The organism is Pseudomonas sp. BYT-1, from assembly GCF_023611805.1.
GTDB lineage: Bacteria > Pseudomonadota > Gammaproteobacteria > Pseudomonadales > Pseudomonadaceae > Aquipseudomonas > Aquipseudomonas guariconensis.
In genome coordinates this window covers 3,090,608-3,113,969 of record NZ_CP072559.1, presented here as the reverse complement: position 1 = coordinate 3,113,969, position 23,362 = coordinate 3,090,608, and the positions used below count along the sequence as shown (strand labels likewise).

The following is a 23,362-nucleotide window of genomic DNA, read 5'->3' as shown; positions in this document are numbered from 1 at the left end:
CGGGCCGGGCAGGGCTCAGTTGGGGGCGCTGAGTGCCGCGAGGCCTTCGCGCAGTTCGCGTTGCAGTGCCTCCAGGCTACTTTCCAGCCGTTCGAGCAAGGCCTTGGTCGGCTGCTTCTGGGCGACGGCCTGTTCGACCGCTTCGCAATCGCGCACCACGCCCCGGACTTTCAGCATTTTCGCGCCTCCCTTGATGCGGTGTGCCAAGGCATGCACCGCGTCACTTTCAGGCGCTTCGCCAAGGGCGCGCAGGGCTGCGAGGTCTTCGCCGGCGCTGTGTGCCAATTGTTCGAGAAGGCGTCGAATCAACTGGTCGTCATCCTGGGTCAGGTGACGCAGCTCACTGAGGTTGAAGCCACTGGCCGTCGTGGCAGGCTCCGGTGCGGGTGCGGGGGCCGGCACCTGCTCTGCCAGCGGCGCGCTGGGAAGGTGGGCTTTCAGGGCTTTGAGACCGATCGGTTTGAACAGGCATTCATCCATGCCATTGGCCAGGCAGCGCGCTTTTTCCTCGGCTTGGGCGTTGGCCGTAACGCCGAGTATCAGGCAGGCTGGCTGGCCGCGCTCATGCTCCAGGGCACGGATACGCCGAGTGAGCTCGTGGCCATCCATCACCGGCATGCTGCAATCGGTGATCACCACATTGAACTGACCTGCTCGCCAAAGGGCCAGCGCCGCTTCGCCATTCTCGGCCTGGGTCACCTTGTGTCCCAGGGTGGTCAGTTGCTTGTCCAGCAGCAGCAGGTTGGCGGGGTAGTCATCGACTACCAGGATATCCAGTGGGCCGCTGCTCATGTCCTGAGCCGGCTCGGTCTGTTCGTCCTGTGCTGGCACCGAGGTGGCCGGCAGGGTCAGGTCCACGCTCACCTTGGTGCCCATGCCCTCGACGCTCTGCAGTTCGAGCGACCCGCCCATCAACTCGGCCAGGGTTCGGCTGATCACCAGACCGAGGCCGGCGCCTTTTCCGGCCTGGGGGCCGTTTACCTGGGCGAAGGTGCTGAAGAGTCGGGCCTGGTCGCTTGGGCTGATACCGATGCCGCTGTCCTGTACGCACAACGAAACCCGGATATCGCCGGTGGCGCTGGGAGAGGTGAGTTTCAGGGTCACTTGCACGCCACCCTGGTCGGTGAACTTGAGGGCGTTGCTGATCAAGTTGGACAGGACCTGCTTGAGGCGCACAGGGTCGGCGAGCACCCAGACTGGCGCCTGCGGCAGATCCCCGTTCAGATACAAGCCCTTGATCCGGGCATTGCCGTCGAACACGCGAAGGGTCGCGCGCACCAGTTCCACCAGGTCGATCGGTACCGGTTGCAGGGACATGTGGCCGGATTCGATGCGGGAAATGTCGAGGATGTCGCCGATCAGCTCGAGCAGGCCAATGGCCGAGTCATGGGCGGTATGCAAAGTCTGCGGGTCGCTGTGGCCTCGGCGGCTGTCCTCCAGGGCGAGCTCCAGCAGGCCGATCACCGCGTTCATCGGTGTGCGGATTTCATGGCTCATGATCGCCAGGAAGGTACTTTTGGCTTGGCTGGCCTGTTCAGCGTCATCCTTGGCTTGACGCAACTGCTCCAGCAGACCGCGGCTGAGCGCCAGTTGCGCCTGCAGGGCGCGTTGGGCCTCGGTGCGCTGGTTGATGAGCTTGCGCAGGTACGTGTTCCAGAACACCACGCCGGCCAACAGCACGGCGGCCAGCACCAGCACTTGCAGCGCCAGGGTGCGGTAGTTGCGCCAGGGGCTGTCGCTGACCAGCGTGTTGGTGTGCCATCGGTTGACCAACTGGTCCAGCTCCTCAGGCGGGATGTTAAGCAGGGCTTTGTCCAGAATCGACTGCAGCACCGGTAGATCCGGTGCGATCGCAAAAGCGGCGCTGGCCGGATCGTGGCTTTGCAGGCCGGCGATACGCAAACCATTGTTGAACACATGGCTGATGTAGTAGCTGGCATTGATCTGGCTGCTCAAGGCCACGTCGGCCTTGCCGCTGGCGACGGCTTCCATCAACTCAAGGTGGGTTTCGACCTCGACCAGACGGACGCCAGGATACCGCCGTTGCAACGCCTCACGCTGAGGGGAGCCACGCAACAACGCGACACGTCGCCCATCGAGCGTCATCGGTGTGCCGATCCAGGGGGCTTCGCTGCGGGTGATCAAAACCCGGGGGCTGACCACATAAGGGCGAGTAAAGCGAAGGCGCGTCGCACGTTCGGCGCCGTAGCCCAGGGCGCCGATTATCTGCGCCTGCCCCTCGGCCACTTGGTCGACCATGTCCTGGATCGAATCGACTTCGACGATCTCGAAGCGCAGACCGGTCTGCAGACGGATGCGCTTGAGCAGGTCGATGGTGATTCCGGTCGGGTGCTGTTGAGCATCGTTGAAGGTCAGAGGCGCCAGGGAGGGATTGACCAACACCCGCACCTTTGGGTTGTGCGCTATCCAGTCACGCTCCTCAGGCGTGAGGGCACCGACCGGATTTTTCATCAGCAAACTGGTATTGCCGCTGCTCCAGCGCCGCAGGATGTTCAGGCGCTCGCTGTCGCTGATCCTGGCCAGGGCCTCGTTGACCAGGCGTTGCAAACGTGGATTATCGCGGGCCAGGGCAAAGGCGAAGACGTCGGCGGGCAAGGGGCTGAAATGATCGATTTTCACCAAACCTTGGAAGCTCTTGCCGATCGCGTAGTCGGTACTGATCGCATCACCCAGATAAGCGTCCGCCGCCCCCATCGCCACGGCCGACAATCCGGCCAGTGTCGAGCGGTACAGGGTCACTTGGACGTCGGGATACTGCTTGCGCACCAGCTTTTCGGGCAAGTAATGATCGACCATGGCCAGGCGTAGCCCTGGCAACGCTTTGCCATGACGGCCGAGCATACGATCCTGCTTGCTGACGACGACCGGCAGGTCGTCGGCATAGGGCTGGCTGAGAACCAACTGCGCATCGGCGGCCTCGAAGGCGTTGGAGCTGCCGAGCAAGTCGATGCTGCCGGCGTGCAGTGCTTCGATGGCTGCCTGGCGGGTGGGGAAGCGGCGAACCTCGACCGGGATGCCGAGCTGTTCGCCGATCAGACCCGCATAGTCGGCACTGAGACCTTCAAAGTCGGCGGGGCTGGTGTTGATCTCGAACGGCGGGTAGTCAGGGCGCGAGCTGCCCAGCACCAGGGCTTTGCGGCGTTCGAGCCAGTGCCGGTCATCTTGTTGGAGCGACAACGGGGGCGAGGCGCTCAGTGAGCGGGCGAGCAGGTGCCGGGCTTCGCTGTCGGCATGCGCCACAGCGCTGATGGCCAGGAGCGCGCCCAGCAGGATGGTGAACACCGCGCCTCTCATGACGGAGGGATGTTCAACTGACGTTATTGCGTTTGGCCAGGTCGACCATTTCGACCAGAGACTCGGTCTTGAGTTTATCCATGATGCGTCCACGGTAGGTGCTGATGGTTTTGGCACTGAGGTTCATGCATTCACCGATGAACTTGTTGTTCTCGCCGCGGGTAAGCCGGCGTAGCACTTCCATTTCGCGGTTGGAGAGGCTTTCGAGACGACTGCACTCGCTTTCGAGCGAGCTGCTGTTGACCGACATCTGCGGAAAGGTGGAGTAGCCCTTGACCAACGCCTTGAGGGCGAACACCAGGGCATCGAGGTCTTCGTCCTTGTTGACGAAGGCGGCGATACCGGCATCCAGGCAACGACGGACATACAGGTCGGCGGGTTGACCGGTGAGCACCATGATCTTCGGTGCCGGCTCCAACAGTTGCAGACGTTTGATGACCTCCATGCCATCGAGGCCAGGTAGGCCGATGTCGAGGATAACCACGTCAGGACGTAATTGGCGAGCCTGCTGCACGGCGTCGATGCCGTCACCGGCTTCACCGATGACCTGAAAACGTTCACGTTCGAGCAGCATGCGCACAGCCAGTCGAACGGTTGGATGGTCGTCAACCATTAAAACGGTTGTCATTGGATAACTCCTGTAGGAATTTGGTCCGTTTCCTGAAGTCCCGCAGGAATACGTGAAAGGGAGCCTGCGCGGCAGCGCGCAAGATTACGTAGATTCCTCTCAATTGGTAATGGGATGCGTAGGTTTGTTGAAAAAGCGAAGATTATTGTTGAAAAGGCCTACAAAATAAACCTCCATGGTAAAGCCCGCCCAGGCGCCAAGGACGGGCCACGCACAGAATAGTTCAGGAGCAGCCCGGGTGCGGCTTGAGCACGCGCAGGTGCGAGGCCGGATTGCGGCTCAATGCCGTCCCGACCCTTGCCGGGCGAGGCAGTAACTGGCCGCCACAGTTCGGGCAGCGCCCCTGGAACTGACGTTCATTGCATGCACGACAAAAGGTGCATTCGAACGAGCAAATCAACGCATCCGCGCTGTCGCCCGGCAGGTCACGGTCGCAGCATTCGCAGTTGGGGCGTAATTCAAGCATGGAGTGGGTTCCTGTCAGATAACGCCGCTCAACCGGCGGGGCGATAGAGGTGGGCATGCCCGGCCCGGTACAGGGCCGATTCAGCGAAAGGTGCATCGCCCAGCACATGGCCCACCAGGATCAGCGCGGTTCGCCGAAAATCCTTGGCCGCTGTGAGTGCGACGATGTCCTGCAGGGTGCCGCGTACCCAGTCCTGGTCCGGCCAGGTGGCGCGATGAATGACGGCGACCGGGCAGTCCGGCCCGTAGTGTGGCAACAGTTCGGTGACGATACGCTCGAGGTGTTTCACGCCCAGGTGGATCGCCAAGGTGCTGCGGTGGCGGGCCAGGTCGGCCAACTGTTCGCCAGCTGGCATGGGCGAGCTGTCGCCATAGCGGGTGAGAATCACCGTCTGGGCGAGCTCCGGCAAGGTCAGCTCGCAGCCGAGCAGGGCGGCGCTGGCGGCGGTGGCGGTAACACCCGGAATGATCTGATAGTCGATGCCCAGTTCGCGCAGATGACGTATCTGCTCGCCGATGGCGCCATACAGACTGGGGTCGCCGCTGTGAACACGGGCCACATCCTGGCCATTTTCGTGGGCGCGGCGCAGGGCTTCGATGATCTGCTCCAGGTTCAGTTCGGCGCTGTTGATCACCGTCTCGGCGCTGTTTCCCTCCAATACAGCTGGCGGAACCAGGGAGCCGGCATAGATGATGACCGGGCATTGGCGGATCAGACGTTGCCCCTTGACCGTGATCAGCTCCGGATCGCCGGGCCCGGCACCGATGAAATAGACCGTCATGGGAAATCCTTGCAGATAGGCAGTAATGTGGACGCGATTATCAGCCACGGGCCAGGGCAAGAGTAGCCTGGCCCAGCACCTGGCGTGTCACCAGCAAGCGCGAGGTGCCGAGCGATCGTGCGGCCAGTGCCAGGGCTGCGCTTTCAGCGACGCCCCAGCAGCCGCTGTAGGCGTAGGCAACGGGTGAGCGATGGCTGAGCTGCGGTTCGAAGGGCTGTAGCTCGGTGGCCGGGAACACCACCAGGGGGATGCCCAGCCGTTCGGCTAGGGCCTGCAACCCAGGTTCATCGAATTTGAGATCGATACTGGCAAGGCCAACCAGATGATCGGCGCACAGGCGGTGTGTGACCAGGGTCGTGCGCAGCAACTGCTCCAGGGTTTCGACCGGGCAGCCCTTGCGGCAGCCGAAGCCGGCATAGAATACCGGCTCGGACGAGGCGTTGCGCATCAGGCCTGGTTGGCTCGGCGATAAAGCCAAGCGCTGAGCAGGCCAAGGGCGAGCCAGAACGCGGCGTTAGTCAGCCAGGAGGCGAGCTTGAATTGGGCCACCAGTGCTTGCGGTGCCAGACTTTCATGCACCGGTGGTTGTGGTGCGCCGATCACGTGTGGCACCACCAGCAAAGCGACGCCCAGCACCTTGAGCAGCCAATGGTGGGTAAACACCACCAGCGCAAGACCCGCGGCCGTGGCGGCTGCAGTGCCGATCCACCAGCTCTGGCGTTGCCCCAGGTCGGCGGCGGCTGTGCCTGGCAGCTCCGGTGGCAACCCCAGTGTGGGTGCCAGGCAGAACACAGCAAAACCTGCCAGCCCCCACAGTGCGCCGGTCATCACTCGGTTTGGCTCGCGCAGGCTGTACAGCGCGGCGAGGATCAGCGCGAAACCGACCGCCACCACGAGGTTGCCGCCGGTGGTGGCGAGCAAACGCTGCCAGCCATCCTCCGGTGCCCAGGCCGCTGGGTCATGGGAATGCGCTGCGACGGGGCTGTCGTGCTCATGTTGCTCGGGGACAGCGCTCTCGAAAGTTTCTGCCTGGAGAATCAACGGGCTGACCCACAGACTTTGCAGCACGGTCAGCAATAGAGCGGCGAGCAGCCCGCTGAAACCTGCGGTACGGGCGATACGCTTGATCATGCAGGTGTACTCAATGGCAAGGGAAGGCGGCGCTGTGGCGGGTATCGTGGGCGGCATTGTGCACCGCCTCGATGTGCGAGAAACCTGCGAAATAGACCAGGCACAGGCCCAGCAGGCTGGCACCGACGGCAATGACGACACGTTGGCTGAGGCTGACGGGAGTGGCGATGCTGTGTTTGGTGCTGGTGATCGGCATGGTGCGTTCCTCTGCTGTTTATAGGCGGCGGACACGCGCGTCGTTCCGGGCACGATTGACCCAGAAGAGGTGACAGCGCCCGCCCACCGCGGGGTGTTCTATTAACGCCAGGCCGGTCTCCGGGCTTGCAAGGAGGAGCAGGGCTCCTGGAAAGCATCACCTTCCCATGCCATACGACGCGGCACAGTGGTCAAGATGCTTCGCTCGCTTACCGTTGCGGGGGCAGCATCGGCTTGGTTACCGATTTCCCGTTTCACCCCTTGGGGGGCACCTGAACGCAAGGTGCAAGCAAAGCATGGGGGCGCCATGGCGTCAATCTGCAAGGTTGCGGTGGCCGCGCCCTCAGCGGGCCAGGTGGTGAAAGGTCGAGCTTGGAATACACCTAGGAGTTCCTCGTGGGAGAACCCGCACCCGCAGGCCAGGGCGACTGTTCCAAAGGGCCTGTCCGCAAACACTGACGCGCCATGGTTGACCGCCTGCCGGCCACTGCGTAGCCTTGCCGATTCGAGGTTCTCCGGCATTGGCCGGAGCTAAGACGGGAACGCGGTTCAAGCCGCGGCTGCCCCCGCAACTGTAGGCACCAACCCGGATCGACACAGCCACTGCGCCCAGGCGCGGGAAGGCGTCGTTCCACCGGCACGGCCGGTAAGGTGCAAGCCAGGAGACCTGCCTCGAGACGATTTCGACTTTCAACCGGGCGGGGTGATCCGGTGGCGAACAGGCCCGGCCAGCAAGGCTCGCGGCACTCGTCCTGCATGCCCGCGCCATCCTGCCAAGGGCATCGCGACATGAAAACACTGGCCAAGCTCCCCGTCACCATCGTCACTGGCTTTCTCGGCTCGGGCAAAACCACTTTGCTGCGTCACATGCTGGACAACGCCCAGGGGCGCCGTATCGCGGTGATCGTCAACGAATTCGGTGAACTGGGCATCGATGGCGAAATTCTCAAGCAGTGCAGCATTGGCTGCACCGAGGAAGAAGCCAGCGGCCGGGTCTACGAACTGGCCAACGGTTGCCTGTGCTGCACCGTGCAGGAAGAGTTCTTCCCGGTGATGCGCGAGTTGGTGGCCCGCCGCGGCGACCTGGACCACATCCTCATCGAAACCAGCGGCCTGGCCCTGCCCAAGCCGTTGGTGCAGGCCTTCCAGTGGCCAGAAATCCGCAATGCTTGCACCGTCGATGCGGTCATCACCGTGGTCGACAGCCCGGCCGTGGCCGCAGGGACCTTCGCGGCGTACCCGGATCAAGTGGACGCTCAACGCAAGCTCGACCCCAACCTTGATCATGAGTCGCCTCTGCACGAACTGTTTGCCGACCAACTGGCCAGCGCCGACCTGGTGGTGCTGAACAAGGCTGATCTGATCGATCCCCAAGGCCTGGCCAAGGTGCGTGCCGAAGTCAGCGAAGAACTGCCGCCGGCGGTCAAGGTGATCGAGGCCAGCAGCGGCCGCCTGCCGTTGGAGGTGCTGCTGGGCGTAGGCGCCGAGGCCGAGGCGCACATCGATGGTCGCCGTACCCACCATGACGCACACCACGAGGGCGATGATCATGACGATCACGACCACGATGCCTTCGACTCCATTTCCATCGACCTGCCAGAAGCGGACGAAAGCCTGCTGCTCGATGCCCTGACTCAACTGGTGGTCGAATTCGGCATCTTGCGCGCCAAGGGCTTCGCTGCCATCCCCGGCAAGCCGATGCGCCTGCTGATCCAGGGGGTGGGCACCCGTTTCGACAAGCACTTCGACCGCGCCTGGCGCGCCGACGAGCCGCGTATCACCCGCCTGGTGCTGATCGGCCAGGCGCTGGACGCTGCCGCGCTCGAAGCGCGCCTGCGCCAGGCCTTGGGCGCCTGACCCATGCACCTGCTGCGGACCCAGCCCGGCGGCTTCGTGCCGGACGACAGCATTGCCGATCTCGGCCAGACCCCCGCCGAACTGGTGATCCTCTGCAGCGGTGATTCGCACCTGGCGCTGCTCGCCGAAACCGCCGAGCAGTTGCCGGAGGATTTCCCCAGCCTGCGACTGGCCAACCCCATGCAGGTGCAGAATCACGCCTCGGTCGACCTGTACATCGATCAGGTGCTGCGCCATGCCAAGGTGATCCTGTTGTCCTTGCATGGTGGCGTCGGGTACTGGCGCTATGGTGTCGAGCAACTGGTCGAGCTGAGCACACGGGGCGTGCAGTTGATCCTGGTGCCCGGCGACGACCGCCCGGACCCGGAGTTGACCCAGTTGGGCACCGTGACCGGCGATCAGGCCGAGCGCCTTTGGCATTACCTGCGCCAGGGCGGCAAGGCCAATGCCGCGAATCTGTTCAATTGCTTGGCCAGCCTGTGGCTTGGGCGCGATTACGCCTGGGAGGAGCCGCAACCCTTGCCGCGTACCACGGTGTACCACCCCGCCAAGCCCAGCGCCGTGTTGCAGGACTGGTACTGCGAATGGCAGCCCGACTGGCCTGTGGCCCCCATCTTGTTCTATCGCTCGCACCTGCAAGCGGCCAACACAGCGTTCATCGATACTTTCTGCCAGCGCTTGCAGGCAGCAGGGCTCAATCCGCTGCCTATCGCCGTGGCCAGCCTCAAGGATGCGGCCTGCCTGGACCAGGTCGAGACCTGGCTGGATGAAGTCCAGGCCGAGGTGGTGCTCAACACCACAGGTTTTGCCTTGTCCAGTCCGGAGCAACCCAACCTGCGCCCGCTGCGCAGAGACATCCCGGTGTTGCAGGCGATCTGCGCCCAGGACAACCAGCCGGTGTGGGAATCCAATGAGCAGGGCCTGGGCGCGCGGGATCTTGCCATGCACATTGTCTTGCCGGAGCTGGACGGTCGCATCATCACGCGCCCCGTCAGCTTCAAAGACCTGGCCTGGCGCAGCGAGCGCAGCCAGTCCGACGTGGTCTGCTATCGCGCTCACGCCGAACGCATGGATTTCGTCGCCGAGCTGGCGCGTCGCTGGGTGGAGCTGGCGCGGCTGCCCAACGCCCAGAAACGCGTGGCGTTGGTGCTGGCCAACTATCCGACCCGCGACGGGCGCATCGGCAACGGCGTGGGCCTGGACACACCCGGCGCAGCGCTGAACATTCTCCGGGCGCTGCAAGGGCAGGGGTACCCAGTGCAGGGCCTGCCTGACAGCGGTACCGCGTTGATCCATCAGCTGTTGGGTGGGGTGACCAATGACCTGGACCATCTGGACCAGCGCCCCTGTGCCCAAAGTCTGAGCCTTGCTGACTATCAGCAGGCTTTCGCCGCGCTGCCCGAGGCCAACCAGCGTGCGGTACTGGAGCGATGGGGGGCGCCTGAACAGGATCCTATGTTCCGCAGCGGTCGGATGATGATCGCCGGCCTGCGCTATGGCCTGACCTTCGTCGGCATCCAGCCGGCCCGGGGCTACCAGCTGGACCCCAGCGCGGTGTATCACGACCCGGACCTGGTGCCGCCTCATGGGTACCTGGCGTTCCACTTCTGGCTGCGCAACGGCTTTGCCGCCGATGCGGTGGTCCACGTGGGCAAGCACGGCAACCTCGAGTGGCTGCCGGGCAAAGGTGTCGGGCTGTCTGCGCAATGCTGGCCAGATGCGCTGCTCGGGCCGCTCCCCAACATCTACCCCTTCATCGTCAACGACCCGGGCGAGGGCGCCCAGGCCAAACGGCGCACGCAGGCGGTGATCATCGACCACCTGATGCCGCCATTGACGCGCGCCGAGACCTACGGCCCGCTGCGTCACCTGGAGCGCCTGGCCGACGAGTATTACGAAGCGCAGCTGCTCGACCCGCGCCGGGCACGCGAGCTGCAGCGCGACATTCTCGAACTGGTCAAGGCCAACCACATCGACCGGGAATTGCAGCTTGAAGGCCAGCTCGAAGACGCGGCCATCTGGTTGCCGCGCCTGGACACCTACCTGTGCGACCTCAAGGAATCGCAGATCCGCGACGGCCTGCATGTGTTCGGCCAATCTCCTGAAGGGCGCCTGCGCAGCGATACGTTGCTGGCGTTGTTGCGCGTGGAGCGCGGTGACGGCAAAGGTGCCAATGCCAGCCTGATCCGTGCGCTGGCCAAAGCCCTGGCGTTGGGCTTCGACCCGCTGGATTGCGAATTCGGCCAGCCTTGGCAGGGGCCGCGCCCAGCGGTGCTGCAGGCGCTCGATACCGCGCCATGGCGCAACCAGGGCGATACCCGCGAGCGCCTGGAACACCTTGCGCTGGACTTGATCGAGCGTGCGCTGGCAGGCCGCCTGGCATTGCCTGAAGATGCCGCCTGGCATCCGGTTGCCACGGTCCTGCAGGCGCTGGTCGACACCATCGCCCCGAGCCTGGACGCCTGCGGCGCGGCCGAAACCGACGGCCTGCTGGCCGCACTGGCCGGGCGTTTCGTCCCGGCCGGGCCCAGCGGAGCGCCCAGCCGGGGGCGTCTGGACGTGCTGCCCACCGGGCGTAATTTCTATACGGTGGATGTGCGCAACCTGCCCACCACCACGGCCTGGCGCTTGGGGTTCGCCTCGGCGAACCTGATCCTTGAGCGTCACTTGCAAGACCATGGCGACCACCTGCGTCAGCTGGGGCTGTCGGTCTGGGGCACGGCGACCATGCGCACTGGTGGTGATGACATCGCCCAGGCCATGGCGCTGATGGGTGTGCGGCCGGTGTGGGCCACCGGCAGTCAGCGAGTCGACGATTTCGAGATCCTGCCGCTGAGCCTGCTCGATCGCCCGCGGGTGGACGTCACCTTGCGCGTCTCAGGCTTCTTCCGCGACGCCTTCGGCAACCTCATTCGGCTGTTCGATGCGGCGGTGCAGGCCGTGGCGGCGCTGGACGAGCCTGACGACCTCAACCCCCTGGCTGCGCGGGTGCGAGCCGAACGCGAGGCCTTGCTGGCCGATGGCGTGGACGCCGAGCAGGCGGCGCGCCAGGCCGGCTGGCGTGTCTTCGGCGCCAAGCCCGGCAGCTACGGGGCCGGGGTGCAGAATGCAATCGATGGACGTTTATGGCAGACACGCGGCGACCTGGCCGAGGTCTACCTCAACCATGGCGGCTACGCCTATGGCGGCAGCGACGAAGGCACACCGGCCCGCGCCGCGTTCGCCCGGCGTTTGGGCCAGGTCCAGGCGGTGCTGCAAAATCAGGACAATCACGAGCATGACCTGCTCGATTCCAACGACTACTATCAATTCCAAGGTGGCATGCTGGCAGCGGCCGAGACCCTGGCCGGCACCGCCCGGGCCAGTTATCACGGCGATCACAGCCAGACCGACCGGCCACGCATCCGCACCCTCAAGGAAGAACTGAACCGGGTGATCCGCGCCCGCGCTCTGAACCCCAAGTGGATCGAGGGGGCCAAGCGCCATGGCTATAAAGGTGCCTTCGAGCTGGCGGCGACGGTCGACAACCTGTTCGCCTTCGACGCCACCACGCACCTGATCGACGATCACCACTACCAGTCGCTGGCCGATGCCTATGTGCTCGACCCTGCGACCCGAGACTTCCTGCAACAGCACAACCCCGAAGCCCTGCGCGACCTGACCGAACGCTTGCTGGAAGCCCAGCAACGCGGCCTCTGGGCGTCGCCAGGGGCCTACCGGGAAGCCCTTGAAGAGCAATTGCTCGATGGCGAGGAACAGGCTTGAAATGAGCGAACCCGTGCAATTCCCCCTGGCGGCCGTAGTCGGCGCCGACGACCTCAAGCTGGCCCTGTGCCTGACCGCCATCGACCCCAAAATCGGCGGTGTGTTGATCGAAGGCCCGCGTGGCATGGCCAAAAGCACCTTGGCGCGCGGGCTGGCGGACCTGTTGGGTACGCCTGGGCAGACACCACCCTTCGTGACCCTGCCCCTAGGCGCCACCGAGGAGCGCCTGGTCGGTACCCTCGACTTGGATGCCGCGCTGGGGCAGGGCAAGGCGCAGTTTTCGCCCGGCGTACTGGCCCAAGCCCATGGGGGCGTGCTTTACGTGGATGAGGTCAACCTGCTGCCCGATCCGCTGGTGGACCTGCTGCTGGATGTGGCCGCCAGTGGCACCAACCGCATCGAGCGCGACGGTATTTCCCATCGCCACGATGCTCGATTCGTCCTGATCGGCACCATGAATCCGGAAGAGGGCGAGCTGCGCCCGCAATTGCTCGACCGTTTCGGCCTCAATGTGCTGCTCGAAGGTCTTCCGCCGCCGCAGGCGCGGCAGCAGATCATTCGTCGGCGACTGGCCTTCGACAGTGATCCGCAGGCGTTCTGCGCCCAATGGGCGCAGGCTCAGGCAGACCTGCGCGAACGCTGCCAGGCCGCACGTCAGCGCCTGGACAGCATCCCGCTGGACGATCGCGCCTTGGCCTGGATCACAGAGGGCTGTTTCAGCGCTGGGGTCGATGGCATGCGCGCCGACCTGGTCTGGTTGCGGGCCGCCCGTGCCCATGCCGCCTGGCGCGGCGGCGATGCGATAGAGGAAGCCGATGTGCAGGCTGTGGCGGAATTCGCCCTGCGCCATCGACGCCGAGAGACGCCCCCGACCAGCGCATCCTCCACCTCACCACCGCCTCAGACCCAAGCTCATTCCGACGCCCAAGGTGGGCAGGGGGATTGGGGCGCGTTGCCCCCACAAACGGTCGCCACCGGGGCACGGCGCGAGGTGCCGAACTGGGCAAAAAAGCCCTGAGCATCCGCAAGCCCGCCGCCCAGGCGGCGGATGCCAAGCCCCAGCCGGGCACCCTGAGCGGCACGCCCCGTGGTCGCGTGCGGATCGGTGGTGCTACGCGTGTGGCGTGGCTTGCGACATTGCTCAAAGGGCGACCACGGCATCGCCATGACCTGTGTTGGCAGCAGCGCCAGGCCCAGGCGCCGGAATTATGGCTGGTGATCGTTGACGCCTCGGCTTCGACCCGGCGCCAGCAGGCGCTGGCACACGCCAAGGGGCTGCTGGTCGAGCTGTTCGATCAGGCCTATCGCCAACGCGCCCGCCTAGCCCTGCTCACCGCCAGTGGCGGCGCGCCGCGTTGGCAGCGCCATGGCCTCAAGGCATCGGCCGCCCTGCGACCCTGGTTGCAAGCGCTCGGGGCGGGGGGCGGTACGCCGTTGATCGCTGCCCTTGAAGAGGCGCAGCACTGGTTGCGGGCACGGGCCAAGCGTTACCCGCAGGAAACACAGCGTTGCTTGGTGCTGACCGATGGTCGCCTGCAACGCTGGAATGCACTGCAACCCATGCCATGCGCGACGGTGCTGGTGGACATTGAGCTGGCGGCGGTGCGCCTGGGGCGTGCGCGGCAACTGGCCGAACAACTGCAGGCCGAATATCGGCATATCCAGCAGTTCAGGGAGTTGAATTGATTAACGTTGAAAGTCGAAGTTGCGACGATATGTCGCAATGACAAAAGTTGCCGGAAGGGCAAAAAGAAAGTTGCACAAGTGCGTGGCCTGGCACGCACTTGCAGGGCGCCGATATTATTTCGGCATCGACCAGGGTTGCAGGTCGTAACCTTTTTCGCAAAGTTCGGCACGCACCTCCTCGATCAAGCTGGCCCATTGCGCAGGGTCGGAATAGATACGCGAGGAGACTTGCTTGCTGCCGATACGCGTGTTGGTCCGGTCGATCACTGCCAGGCTCAGCTCACCAGTACCGTTGGGTGCATCCCAGGCTACGCACTGGAAAGGTTCGAAGGCGTGGTCGGCGATCAGCAGTGCTTCGTTGACACGGAGCGGGGCGTTCATGGTTCGGTCTCTCTATGGTCCCAAACAGCGAAAAGATGTCCGCGTTGCTTCATATTCAAGGAGGCGCAGCGCGGGGTTATTCGTACTGATGCTCCAAGTCAGGGGTGAAGTCACACGGGCGGCGAATTTTTTTTCAAGTCGGCAAAAGTATGTCTGCAACCTGTGCCGGCTGTGACGCTGGAAACTTTGAAAGATTCCCGAGCGCCCCATCGCCGAATGCAATTGGCGGACAAACGGTACTGGGCCAACTCAGGTTCATTGCTACTGTTAATTCGGACGTTGCAACTTACTGTTTCTACATGAAAAACCAACTATTGGCGTCAAGGAACAGTCATGCTCGAACCGACCACCCAACGCCGTCTGCTGATCGTCGACCCCTGCGACGATTGCCACCGTCTACTACCGGGCTTGCGCAGCGTCGGCTGGGCTGTGCATAGCTGTTCGCTGACCTCGGCGCTTGAGCATCCGTGCGATGTCGGCTTGTTGCGCTTGCAGGCCACGCATTTGCGTCATCCCGATGCCGTCAAGGACCTGATCGCCCGCAGCAATACCGAATGGATCGCCGTGCTCAGCCCCGAGCAACTTCGCATGCAGAACGTCGGTGACTTCGTTTGTGAGTGGTTCTTCGATTTCCACACCTTGCCGTTCGACGTGTCGCGTGTGCAGGTCACGCTCGGGCGCGCCTTCGGCATGGCCCGTTTGCGCGGCAAGGGCACCGTCCGGGTGGATGAACCGACCCATGAACTGTTGGGTGAAAGCCGGCCGATCCGCGAACTGCGCAAGTTACTGGGCAAGCTGGCACCGACCGAGTCGCCGGTGCTGATCCGCGGCGAAAGCGGCACCGGCAAGGAATTGGTGGCGCGTACCCTGCACCGGCAATCCCAGCGCAGCGACAAACCGTTCGTCGCCATCAACTGCGGCGCGATCCCCGAGCACTTGATCCAGTCCGAACTGTTCGGCCATGAAAAGGGCGCGTTCACCGGCGCCCATCAGCGCAAGGTGGGGCGTATCGAGGCCGCCAATGGCGGGACATTGTTCCTCGACGAAATTGGCGACCTGCCTTTGGAGCTGCAGGCCAACCTGTTGCGCTTTCTACAGGAAAAACACATCGAGCGGGTCGGCGGCGACCAACCGATCCCGGTGGATGTGCGCGTTCTGGCGGCTACCCACGTTGACTTGGAAAAGGCCATCGTGCAGGGGCGCTTTCGCGAGGACCTCTATTACCGGCTCAATGTCCTGCAGGTGATCACCGCGCCGCTGCGTGACCGCCACGGCGACTTGTCGATGCTGGCCAGCCATTTCGCGCATTTCTACAGCCTGGAGACCGGACGCCGGCCTCGCTCGTTCAGCGACCGCGCCCTGGCGGCCATGGGCCGGCACGACTGGCCGGGCAATGTGCGGGAGCTGGCCAACCGGGTACGTCGCGGCTTGGTGCTGGCCGAGGGCCGACAGATCGAGGCACAGGACCTGGGGCTGCAGATGATCGAGCAGGACGAGCAGTTACTGGGCACTTTGGAAGACTACAAGCACCGGGCCGAGCGCCAGGCGCTTTCGGATGTGCTCGATCGGCACAGCGACAACCTCAGTGTCGCGGCCAAGGTGCTGGGGATTTCCAGGCCTACGTTCTACCGCTTGCTGCACAAGCATCAGATTCGCTGACGCTCAGGCGTGGGGCACCGCGGGCTGGCCCGTGCCGCCAGCGTACTGCACCTTTAAATGGCCCTGGTCGTCGAGCAGCCAGGCATCCATGACTTCGCGCACCACAGGCCCGGCCACCCGGCCACCGGCTTCGCCGTTCTCGATCATCACCGCCACCACGATACTGGGGTGCTCGGCCGGTGCGAAACCGACGAACAGGGCATTGTCCCGGTGACGTTCGAGGGTCTTGTCGCGGTTGTAGCGCTCGCCCTGACGGATCGCCACCACCTGCGCGGTGCCGCTCTTGCCCGCGATGCGGTACTGGGCCCCGGCTGCCGCAGCGCGGGCGATGCCCCGTGGGTCGTGCATGACCATCTGCATGCCGGTGTTGACTTGGTCCCAGGCGTGCTTATCGTGCAGCACGATGTCCGGCATCGGGTGCGGGTCCACGGGCGCCTGGCCTCCTACACTCAGCGCCAGGTGCGGACGATGCCACACGCCTTTGCTGGCCAGCAGGCTGGTGGCCTGTGCCAGTTGCAGTGGGGTGACCTGCATGTAGCCCTGGCCGATCCCGAGGATCAAGGTCTCGCCAGGGAACCAGGCCTGGCGGCGGGTGGCGCGCTTCCAGGCCGGGGAGGGCATCAGGCCCGGTGCCTCCTCGAACATGTCCAGGGAGACCTTTTGGCCCAGCCCGAACTCGGCCATGTAGTCATGCAGGCGCTCGATGCCCAGCTTGTGTGCCAGGTCGTAAAAGTAGGTGTCGTTGGACCGCATGATCGCGCTGTACATGTCCACCCAGCCATCGCCGCTGCGGTTCCAGTTGCGGTACTTGTGGTCGTAGTTGGGCAGCGTGTAGTAACCCGGGTCGAAGACGCGGCTGGCGGGGGTGATCACGCCACTGTCCAGGCCGGCGATGGCCACTTCCGGCTTGACCGTCGAGCCTGGCGCATACAGACCGCGCAGCACACGGTTGAACAGTGGTCGATCGATCGAGTCGCGCAAGGCGGCGTACTGCTTGAAGCTGATGCCCTTGACGAACAGGTTGGGGTCGAACGCCGGATTGCTCACCATCGCCAGCACATCGCCCGTGGCCGGGTCCAGCGCCACCACTGCGCCACGACGCTCGCCGAGCGCTTTTTCGGCCGCTTGCTGCAGATGGGCGTCCAAGGTCAGGACCAAGTCCTTGCCCGGTATCGGATCCTGGTGGCGCAGCACCCGCATGACCCGGCCCTGGGCGTTGGTCTCGACTTCTTCATAGCCCACGTGGCCATGGAGCTGGTCTTCGTAGAAGCGCTCAATGCCGGTCTTGCCGATTGACTGGGTGCCGCGATACTCGGTGTTGTCGAGGGTCTTGGCTTCTTTTTCGTTGATACGCCCGACATAACCCACCGAGTGGGCGAAGTGCTCGCCCAACGGGTACTCACGGATGAACTGCGCCTGCACGTCCAGGCCCGGCAGGCGGAACTGATTGACCGCGATCAGCGCGATCTGCTCTTCGGACAGGCCGAACATCAGCGTCACCGGCTCGAACGGTTTGCGGCCCCGGCGCAGGTCCTTGTCGAATTGCTTGCGCTCGTCCTCGCCCAGGCCCAGCACCTGAGCCAGGGTATCGAGCACCTGGGCGCTGTCGCCTGCGCGCTCGCGAGTCATGGTCAGGTTGAAGCTGGGTTTGTTGTCAGCCAGCACCACGCCGTTGCGGTCGTAGATCAACCCGCGCTCCGGCGGGATGGGCAGCACGTGCACGCGGTTGTTTTCCGACACTGCGGTTTGCTGGTCGTGTTGCAGCACCTGCAACACATACAGCCGGCCCACCAGCACCACCACCAGGCTCATCACCAGCGTCGCACAGGCCAGCAGCCTGCGATTGACCAGGTGTTTTTCCTTTTCGTGGTCCTTCAAGGGAATCGGTTGGGGCATCGGAAACTCTGGTGATCGGGAGAGGGCTGCGCGAGGGCGGGCGATGCTACGCAACGGGGGAAGGAGGCTCAAGACACCCTCTGGCAGCGAGCCGCAGCGAAACCGCTGATCTGCCCGGTGGCAGGCGCCTGCGCGAAACATGAAGATTCGTTCACATGACCAGAGGCGGCCCCTGCGAACGCGTGTGGCCCCTCACAGCGGCGACTTGAGAGGTCGTTGCCCGTGCCGGTAAACCAGGGCTGTAGGGTGGGCGACAAAGTTTGCGATGGGCTGCACGGAAGCGCCTGAACGCGTTCGGACGATATACTCGGCGCTTTTCACATCGCGCTAGGAAATGCCCATGGAGCAGGTTCTGCTCATTGTCGACGTCCAGTCCACGTTCAACCCGCCGGAATGGCTCATCGATCGCATCCGACATTTGTCAGCGAAGATTCCCACTGTCGCGTCCATCGAGCTGCATGACGAGCAGGTCACGCCGTTTCACCGTCAGCTCGGCTGGCACCCGGCGGCCGAAGACGAGAGCCTGATCGAGGCCGATGAAGTCTTCATCAAGCATGGCTATGGGCAAACGCCCGCAACGATCGAATACCTCAAGCGCCTGGGCGTCGACCGGGTCCTGGTCTGCGGCTTGCAGACAGAAACCTGCGTGCTGGCTGCGGGCTTCGCGCTGTTCGATGCAGGGCTGAGCCCGACGCTGATCACCGACTTGACCGTAGGCTCGACCCTGGACCGGTCTGGCCAACTGGGCATCGACCTGTGGAAGCACCACTTCGGCCAAGTGACTACCGCAGCTGAGGTCATTGCAGGTCTCTAGGCGCTGCTCGAAGGTATCCACGCGGGCCCTCACTGCGTTGAAAGGATTGTTCATTTACCTTCGTGCGGACACATTTCAGACACCAAGATCCGCTTGGCCCATCGTCCGCCTGAGGATTAAAGTGAGCTTCAAGGTCCATCCATCACAAGGTGCTTCATGAAAATTGGCGAGTTGGCGAAGATCACCGGCCTGGCGCCATCGCGCATTCGTTTCTATGAGGCGAGTGGGTTGATCCAAGCCGTCGAGCGCAAGGCCAACGGTTACCGTGACTACGACGCTGACGCCGTCTGGGTGCTGGAGATGATCACCAGCGCCCAGGCAGCGGGTTTCACCTTGGAGCAGATCCGCCATCTGATGCCCGTCAACGCCAACGGCTGGCGCCATGATGAACTGCTCGACGGGCTCAAGCGCAAGGTCGAGGAAATCGAGGCGCTGCAACAACAGTTGGCGCGCAACAAGGCGCAACTGCTGCTGGTGATCGATGGCGTCCAGAGCAAGCCCGAAGGCATGGCATGCGCGGACAACACACAGCGCGTACTCATCCAGTTGCGTGAGGACATGGCCGTCAACAAGTCTGACATCGAGCGCTAATCGACTTCGTCCTCCATCTGGGTATTGACCTTAAAGTTGGCTTTAAGGATATCGTCGCTGGCACCGTCCAATGAGGTGCCGCTATGAACGCCTTCACCCCCCTCGTACTGCCTAACGGCTCCACCCTCGCAAACCGGATCGCCAAGGCGGCCATGGAAGAAAACATGGCCGATGCCGACCACGCGCCATCTGCTCGATTGATGCGCCTGTACCAGGCGTGGGCGGAGGGTGGCGCAGGCCTGCTCATCAGCGGCAATGTGATGGTCGACTCCCGCGCCATGACGGGCCCCGGTGGTGTCGTTCTGGAAGATGAACTGCACCTGGAGCGGTTCCGGCAGTGGGCGCGCATCGGGCAGGCGCAGGGGGCGCAGTTCTGGCTGCAGATCAACCACCCCGGCCGCCAGATGCCGGCCAACCTTGGTCAGGCGACCTGGGCGCCTTCGGCCGTGGCGCTGGAACTGGGCACGATGTCCCGGCATTTCAGCAAGCCCCAGGCCATGACGACGCAGGTCATCGAGGACATCATCCGGCGTTTTGCCCGAAGCGCGCAGTTGGCAGAGCAGGCGGGCTTTACCGGCGTGCAGATTCACGCAGCCCATGGCTACCTGCTCAGCCAGTTCCTTTCGCCGTTGACCAACCAGCGTACCGACCAATGGGGCGGCGCCCTCGAGAACCGCGCGCGCCTGTTGCTGGAGATCGTCAAGGCTGTGCGGGCTGCGGTGTCGCCAGGCTTTGCCGTCGCGGTAAAGCTCAATTCGGCTGACTTCCAGCGCGGCGGCTTCAGTGCCGACGATGCCAAAGAGGTCGTGGGCTTGCTCAACCCACTGGGCATCGATCTTGTCGAGCTTTCCGGCGGTAGCTATGAAGCCCCAGCCATGCAAGGCCAGGCGCGGGATGGCCGCACATTGGCGCGGGAGGCCTACTTTTTGGAATTCGCCCGCGAGATTCGCGAAGTGGCGAGGATGCCGGTCATGGTGACCGGCGGTATCCGCCGGCTGCCGGTTGCAGAACAGGTGATCGACAGTGGCGTCGACATGGTCGGCATCGGCACGGCGCTGGCGATCGACCCTGCCTTGCCGCGTGATTGGCAGGCGGGGCAGCTCAGCGCCCCGCAACTGCCGGCGATCACCTGGAAGAACAAAGCGCTTGCCTCGTTGGCCAACATGGCGGTGGTCAAGTATCAGTTGAACAAGCTTGCCCGGGGCAAGGCGACTGATCCTGCGGTGGCGCCGGGTTGGGCGTTGCTCGTGCAGCAACTGGCCAATGCCCTGCGCGCTCGCCAGTACCGGCGCAGGATGGCGAGCCGGTGAGTGTGGGCAGCCGGGTCATTTAAGCGCCGGCTGCATGGCGGCGTGGGCGTCCCCGCACTAACCCCCGGTGACCGGCGGGAAGAACGCCACGTCGTCGCCATCGTGCAACGGCTCATCCAGGTCACAGAGCGCCTCGTTGCGCGCACACATCAGGCCTGAATGCCCCAGCGTCGTGGTCCAGGGTTCACCGCGCTCGGCCAGCCGGTCCCGCAGATCGCGCAGGCTGGCCAGCGCGGGTGTCCAAGGCAGCGATTCGCTGTCAATGCCCAACTGCTCCCTAAAGCGTGCGAAGTACTGAAGCCGGATCACGGCAGCGCCTCCAGACGATAGGTACCGGAACGTCCGCCGGATTTCCTGAGCAGGCGCACCCAGTCGATCTGCATGCTGCGATCGACGGCCTTACACATGTCATAAAGGGTCAGCGCCGCGACACTCGCTGCGGTCAAGGCCTCCATTTCCACACCGGTGACGCCCTTGAGGCTGCAGGTGGCGATGATGCGCACCGAGTCCGGGTTGACCGCCTTGATCTCCACGCTGACCGCCGTCAACAGCAACGGATGGCACAGCGGGATCAGCTCGTGGGTACGCTTGGCGGCCATGATGCCGGCGATGCGCGACACCGCGAAGACATCGCCCTTGGGGTGACCTGCGGTGACGATCAGGTTGAGGGTTTCAGGCTTCATCCGCACCCAGGCTTCGGCGGTGGCCTGGCGGTGCGTTTCGGATTTGTCGGTGACATCGACCATCTGGGCGTTGCCGCGCGTGTCCAGGTGGGTCAAGGAAGGCGAGTCGACGGTGGGGGGCATTGGGGCTCCGGGGCATGCTGACATGCCGGCTGAGGGCAGGCTCGAGGACGCTGTCTGTCGGGTGGTCAGGCTTTCTGGCCAATGGCCGGGGGCGGGCTCGGCGTGAGCAAGTCCCGGGCCTGGGCGAAGCATTTTTCCGCCAGCGCCGAGCGTGGCTCGTTGCGGCGCAGCAGCAGGCCGACCGGTGCATGGATGTTGGCGCTGGCGATGGGGATGATGCGGATATGTTCACTCAGCTCCTCCAGCCCATCGTCGAGCGGCATGATGGCGCAGCACAGCCCGGCGCAGACGGCCTGGATCAACTGATAGGTCGAATCGCTTTCAAGCACGGGGGTTGGGTGCAGGCCGCGGCTGCGCAAGCTCAAATCCAGCGATTGGCGGTAGTGCATGCCTTGGGAGAGCAAGCCAAGCGGTAACCCGGCGAGCGTTTCCCAAGGTAATTCGGGCCCGTCGAAGCGAAAATGCCGGGTGTCGTACAGCAAGCCCATGCGGGTGGCGCCCAGCTCGATGATCTCGAAATAGCTGCTGTTGACCCGATCGAGGTAGCAGATGCCCAGGTCAAGCTGGTTACGGCTCAGGCCATCGATCACCTGTTCGGAGCTGAGCGATGACAGCTGGACGGTGAGTTCGGTGTACTGCGCGAGCAGCGGCTTGAGCAACTGCATGGCATTGAAGCTCGACAGCGGCACCATGCCGATGCGCAGGCTACCGACGATCTGTCCACGGCAATTGGCGGCTTCGCTCTGCAGGCCGTCATAGGCGGCTAACAGGGTGCGCGTCCAGGCCAGAATCCGTTCGCCCGCCTCGGTGAACCCTTCGAATCGCTGGCTACGAGTCACCAGCACCAAGCCCAGCTCGTCCTCCAGGTTGCGCAGGCGCATCGAGAGGGTCGGCTGGGTGATATGGCACAGCGCAGCGGCCTGGCCAAAGTGCCGGGTCTGATCCAGCGCAATTAGAAATTTAAGTTGTTTGATATCCATCGCTCGCCCTGCAAACACATGAGTCGTATCGGAGGTGTGTTGCATTGAACCGATCGTTTACATGTTGACGCTGGCAGTCAGTGTATTGAGACGGGTCGAAACCCTGTGGCGGCGAAAAGTAAAATGAAAGAACAAGAGTGTCCAATGGGAATTTACGAACACCTGATAGATCCTGCTGATCAGCAGACGATGATAGGCGATATCGATAATGCAGTATGAATTATTGATTGGACGAACAGGGGCGGGCGCTCTAGTTTCTCGCGAATGACGGCCCCTGTTTAGTTAGAGTGTTCACGATGAGTTCAAAACCCACTGCGCAATTTATTCCTCTGAATGTCGCCGTGTTGACGGTCAGCGATACCCGGACGTTCGAAACCGATACATCCGGCGAGTTGCTGGCCTCGCGCGCGGTGGAAATGGGGCATCGATTGGTGGCTCGAACCTTGCTCAAGGATGACCTCTATCGGATTCGAGCCCAGGTCGCAGGCTGGATCGCTGACGATCAGGTGCAGGTGGTATTGATCACCGGCGGCACCGGCTTCACCGGGCGTGACAGTACCCCAGAGGCGGTGGCTTGTCTGCTGGACAAGCACATCGAAGGCTTTGGCGAGCTGTTCAGAGCCCTGTCGATCCTGGATATCGGCACCTCGACGGTGCAGAGCCGCGCGCTGGCAGGGCTGGCCAACGGCACGCTGGTGTGTTGCCTGCCGGGCTCCACCGGGGCCTGCCGTACGGCCTGGGAGGGGATTTTGGTGGAGCAGCTGGATTCGCGGCATCGGCCGTGCAATTTCGTGCCGCACCTAAAGGCCGCCGAGCGTTGCGGCTCGCGGCAGTGAGCCCGAGCCTGCAAGGGCGGATTACCCGCAAAAACGAATGGGCTCGCAACGAAACTTAATTAATGGCCTCTTTAACTGATGCAACGCTCTCGAGCGTGTGATTGTTTTTTATTAATACGTGATCAATAGCGTCGATCACACCCGGAAAGTTCGCGGGGATAAAGCCCTGGCGGCAGTGATAGATAAACCTGATCATGTCGTCATTACTTTTGATTTGACGGAGGGTGGCGGCAAAAATAGTCTGCGGCTGTCAAAGTTTGAAGTG

21 protein-coding genes and 2 riboswitches are annotated in these 23,362 nt (G+C 63.6%); of the genes, 9 read left to right on the top strand and 12 right to left on the bottom strand.

The features are described 5' to 3' along the window. Positions 1 to 15 precede the first annotated feature (15 nt). From J5X93_RS14525 to J5X93_RS14495, 7 genes are all read right to left on the bottom strand, one after another. Positions 16 to 3,315 carry a transporter substrate-binding domain-containing protein gene (locus tag J5X93_RS14525; RefSeq protein WP_182943127.1) on the bottom strand — a complete coding sequence of 1,100 codons (3,300 nt, stop codon included), beginning with the start codon at positions 3,313 to 3,315 and terminating at the stop codon, positions 16 to 18. A gap of 13 nt (positions 3,316 to 3,328) precedes the next feature. Then, positions 3,329 to 3,943, bottom strand: coding sequence for a response regulator transcription factor (locus tag J5X93_RS14520; protein ID WP_043212380.1), 615 nt, complete (start codon positions 3,941 to 3,943; stop codon positions 3,329 to 3,331). Between the two features lie 223 nt (positions 3,944 to 4,166). Then, a complete protein-coding gene (locus tag J5X93_RS14515) occupies positions 4,167 to 4,409 on the bottom strand; it encodes a DUF1272 domain-containing protein (protein WP_080642116.1) in 243 nt (80 codons plus the stop codon). A gap of 28 nt (positions 4,410 to 4,437) precedes the next feature. After that, positions 4,438 to 5,190 (bottom strand): precorrin-4 C(11)-methyltransferase, encoded by a 753-nt coding sequence (gene cobM, locus J5X93_RS14510; RefSeq protein ID WP_182943129.1) that lies wholly within the window; start codon positions 5,188 to 5,190, stop codon positions 4,438 to 4,440. Between the two features lie 40 nt (positions 5,191 to 5,230). Continuing rightward, positions 5,231 to 5,638: a cobalamin biosynthesis protein gene (locus tag J5X93_RS14505; RefSeq protein WP_102081896.1), complete on the bottom strand. Its 408-nt coding sequence runs from the start codon at positions 5,636 to 5,638 to the stop codon at positions 5,231 to 5,233. Then, the gene (locus J5X93_RS14500; RefSeq protein WP_090346563.1) at positions 5,638 to 6,321 is read right to left on the bottom strand and encodes a CbtA family protein; all 684 of its coding nucleotides are present in this window, start codon (positions 6,319 to 6,321) and stop codon (positions 5,638 to 5,640) included. The genes J5X93_RS14505 and J5X93_RS14500 overlap by 1 nt, the downstream gene beginning before the upstream one ends. 10 nt (positions 6,322 to 6,331) lie before the next feature. Further along, positions 6,332 to 6,517: a CbtB domain-containing protein gene (locus tag J5X93_RS14495; protein WP_043212388.1), complete on the bottom strand. Its 186-nt coding sequence runs from the start codon at positions 6,515 to 6,517 to the stop codon at positions 6,332 to 6,334. Positions 6,518 to 6,610: 93 nt separating this feature from the next. Further along, positions 6,611 to 6,807: riboswitch (cobalamin riboswitch) on the bottom strand. Positions 6,808 to 7,007: 200 nt separating this feature from the next. After that, a riboswitch (cobalamin riboswitch) is annotated at positions 7,008 to 7,205 on the top strand. Positions 7,206 to 7,305: 100 nt separating this feature from the next. On the opposite strand from J5X93_RS14495, the gene cobW reads away from it, so the two are divergent. From cobW to J5X93_RS14475, 4 genes are all read left to right on the top strand, one after another. Then, the gene (gene cobW, locus J5X93_RS14490; RefSeq protein ID WP_090346566.1) at positions 7,306 to 8,373 is read left to right on the top strand and encodes a cobalamin biosynthesis protein CobW; all 1,068 of its coding nucleotides are present in this window, start codon (positions 7,306 to 7,308) and stop codon (positions 8,371 to 8,373) included. A 3-nt stretch (positions 8,374 to 8,376) separates the two neighbouring features. Then, entirely contained in the window at positions 8,377 to 12,138 is a 3,762-nt protein-coding gene (cobN, locus tag J5X93_RS14485) for a cobaltochelatase subunit CobN (protein WP_182943131.1), read from the top strand. A gap of 1 nt (position 12,139) precedes the next feature. Next, the gene (locus J5X93_RS14480; protein WP_182943133.1) at positions 12,140 to 13,156 is read left to right on the top strand and encodes a magnesium chelatase ATPase subunit I; all 1,017 of its coding nucleotides are present in this window, start codon (positions 12,140 to 12,142) and stop codon (positions 13,154 to 13,156) included. 77 nt (positions 13,157 to 13,233) lie between these two features. Beyond that, entirely contained in the window at positions 13,234 to 13,824 is a 591-nt protein-coding gene (locus tag J5X93_RS14475) for a vWA domain-containing protein (protein ID WP_043212413.1), read from the top strand. A 114-nt stretch (positions 13,825 to 13,938) separates the two neighbouring features. On the opposite strand, the gene J5X93_RS14470 is transcribed toward J5X93_RS14475, so the two are convergent. After that, positions 13,939 to 14,205: a hypothetical protein gene (locus J5X93_RS14470; protein ID WP_043212394.1), complete on the bottom strand. Its 267-nt coding sequence runs from the start codon at positions 14,203 to 14,205 to the stop codon at positions 13,939 to 13,941. A 333-nt stretch (positions 14,206 to 14,538) separates the two neighbouring features. On the opposite strand from J5X93_RS14470, the gene J5X93_RS14465 reads away from it, so the two are divergent. Next, a complete protein-coding gene (locus J5X93_RS14465; RefSeq protein ID WP_043212396.1) occupies positions 14,539 to 15,864 on the top strand; it encodes a sigma-54 dependent transcriptional regulator in 1,326 nt (441 codons plus the stop codon). Between the two features lie 3 nt (positions 15,865 to 15,867). Here the strand turns inward: J5X93_RS14465 and mrdA are convergent, their stop codons facing one another. Beyond that, positions 15,868 to 17,760: a penicillin-binding protein 2 gene (gene mrdA / locus J5X93_RS14460; protein ID WP_250033591.1), complete on the bottom strand. Its 1,893-nt coding sequence runs from the start codon at positions 17,758 to 17,760 to the stop codon at positions 15,868 to 15,870. 340 nt (positions 17,761 to 18,100) lie between these two features. On the opposite strand from mrdA, the gene J5X93_RS14455 reads away from it, so the two are divergent. The 3 genes from J5X93_RS14455 to J5X93_RS14445 all read left to right on the top strand — a co-directional run bounded on the left by J5X93_RS14455 (position 18,101) and on the right by J5X93_RS14445 (position 20,475). Then, a complete protein-coding gene (locus J5X93_RS14455; protein ID WP_090346577.1) occupies positions 18,101 to 18,574 on the top strand; it encodes a cysteine hydrolase family protein in 474 nt (157 codons plus the stop codon). A 156-nt stretch (positions 18,575 to 18,730) separates the two neighbouring features. Continuing rightward, positions 18,731 to 19,165 carry a MerR family transcriptional regulator gene (locus J5X93_RS14450; RefSeq protein ID WP_090346580.1) on the top strand — a complete coding sequence of 145 codons (435 nt, stop codon included), beginning with the start codon at positions 18,731 to 18,733 and terminating at the stop codon, positions 19,163 to 19,165. Between the two features lie 83 nt (positions 19,166 to 19,248). Further along, positions 19,249 to 20,475, top strand: a complete 1,227-nt coding sequence (locus J5X93_RS14445; protein WP_043212400.1) for an NADH:flavin oxidoreductase/NADH oxidase family protein — start codon at positions 19,249 to 19,251, stop codon at positions 20,473 to 20,475. Positions 20,476 to 20,532: 57 nt separating this feature from the next. Here J5X93_RS14445 and J5X93_RS14440 read toward each other — a convergent pair whose 3' ends face one another. From J5X93_RS14440 to J5X93_RS14430, 3 genes are all read right to left on the bottom strand, one after another. Continuing rightward, positions 20,533 to 20,784: a MoaD/ThiS family protein gene (locus tag J5X93_RS14440; RefSeq protein WP_043212402.1), complete on the bottom strand. Its 252-nt coding sequence runs from the start codon at positions 20,782 to 20,784 to the stop codon at positions 20,533 to 20,535. After that, the gene (moaC, locus tag J5X93_RS14435) at positions 20,781 to 21,281 is read right to left on the bottom strand and encodes a cyclic pyranopterin monophosphate synthase MoaC (RefSeq protein ID WP_090346583.1); all 501 of its coding nucleotides are present in this window, start codon (positions 21,279 to 21,281) and stop codon (positions 20,781 to 20,783) included. Before moaC ends, J5X93_RS14440 begins: the two co-directional genes overlap by 4 nt. A 65-nt stretch (positions 21,282 to 21,346) precedes the next feature. After that, positions 21,347 to 22,261, bottom strand: a complete 915-nt coding sequence (locus J5X93_RS14430) for a LysR family transcriptional regulator (RefSeq protein ID WP_043212406.1) — start codon at positions 22,259 to 22,261, stop codon at positions 21,347 to 21,349. A 296-nt stretch (positions 22,262 to 22,557) separates the two neighbouring features. Here J5X93_RS14430 and moaB point away from each other — a divergent pair, with 296 nt between their 5' ends. Continuing rightward, complete coding sequence (moaB, locus tag J5X93_RS14425) at positions 22,558 to 23,097, top strand: molybdenum cofactor biosynthesis protein B (RefSeq protein WP_090346587.1); 540 nt, start codon at positions 22,558 to 22,560, stop codon at positions 23,095 to 23,097. Positions 23,098 to 23,362: the final 265 nt, after the last annotated feature.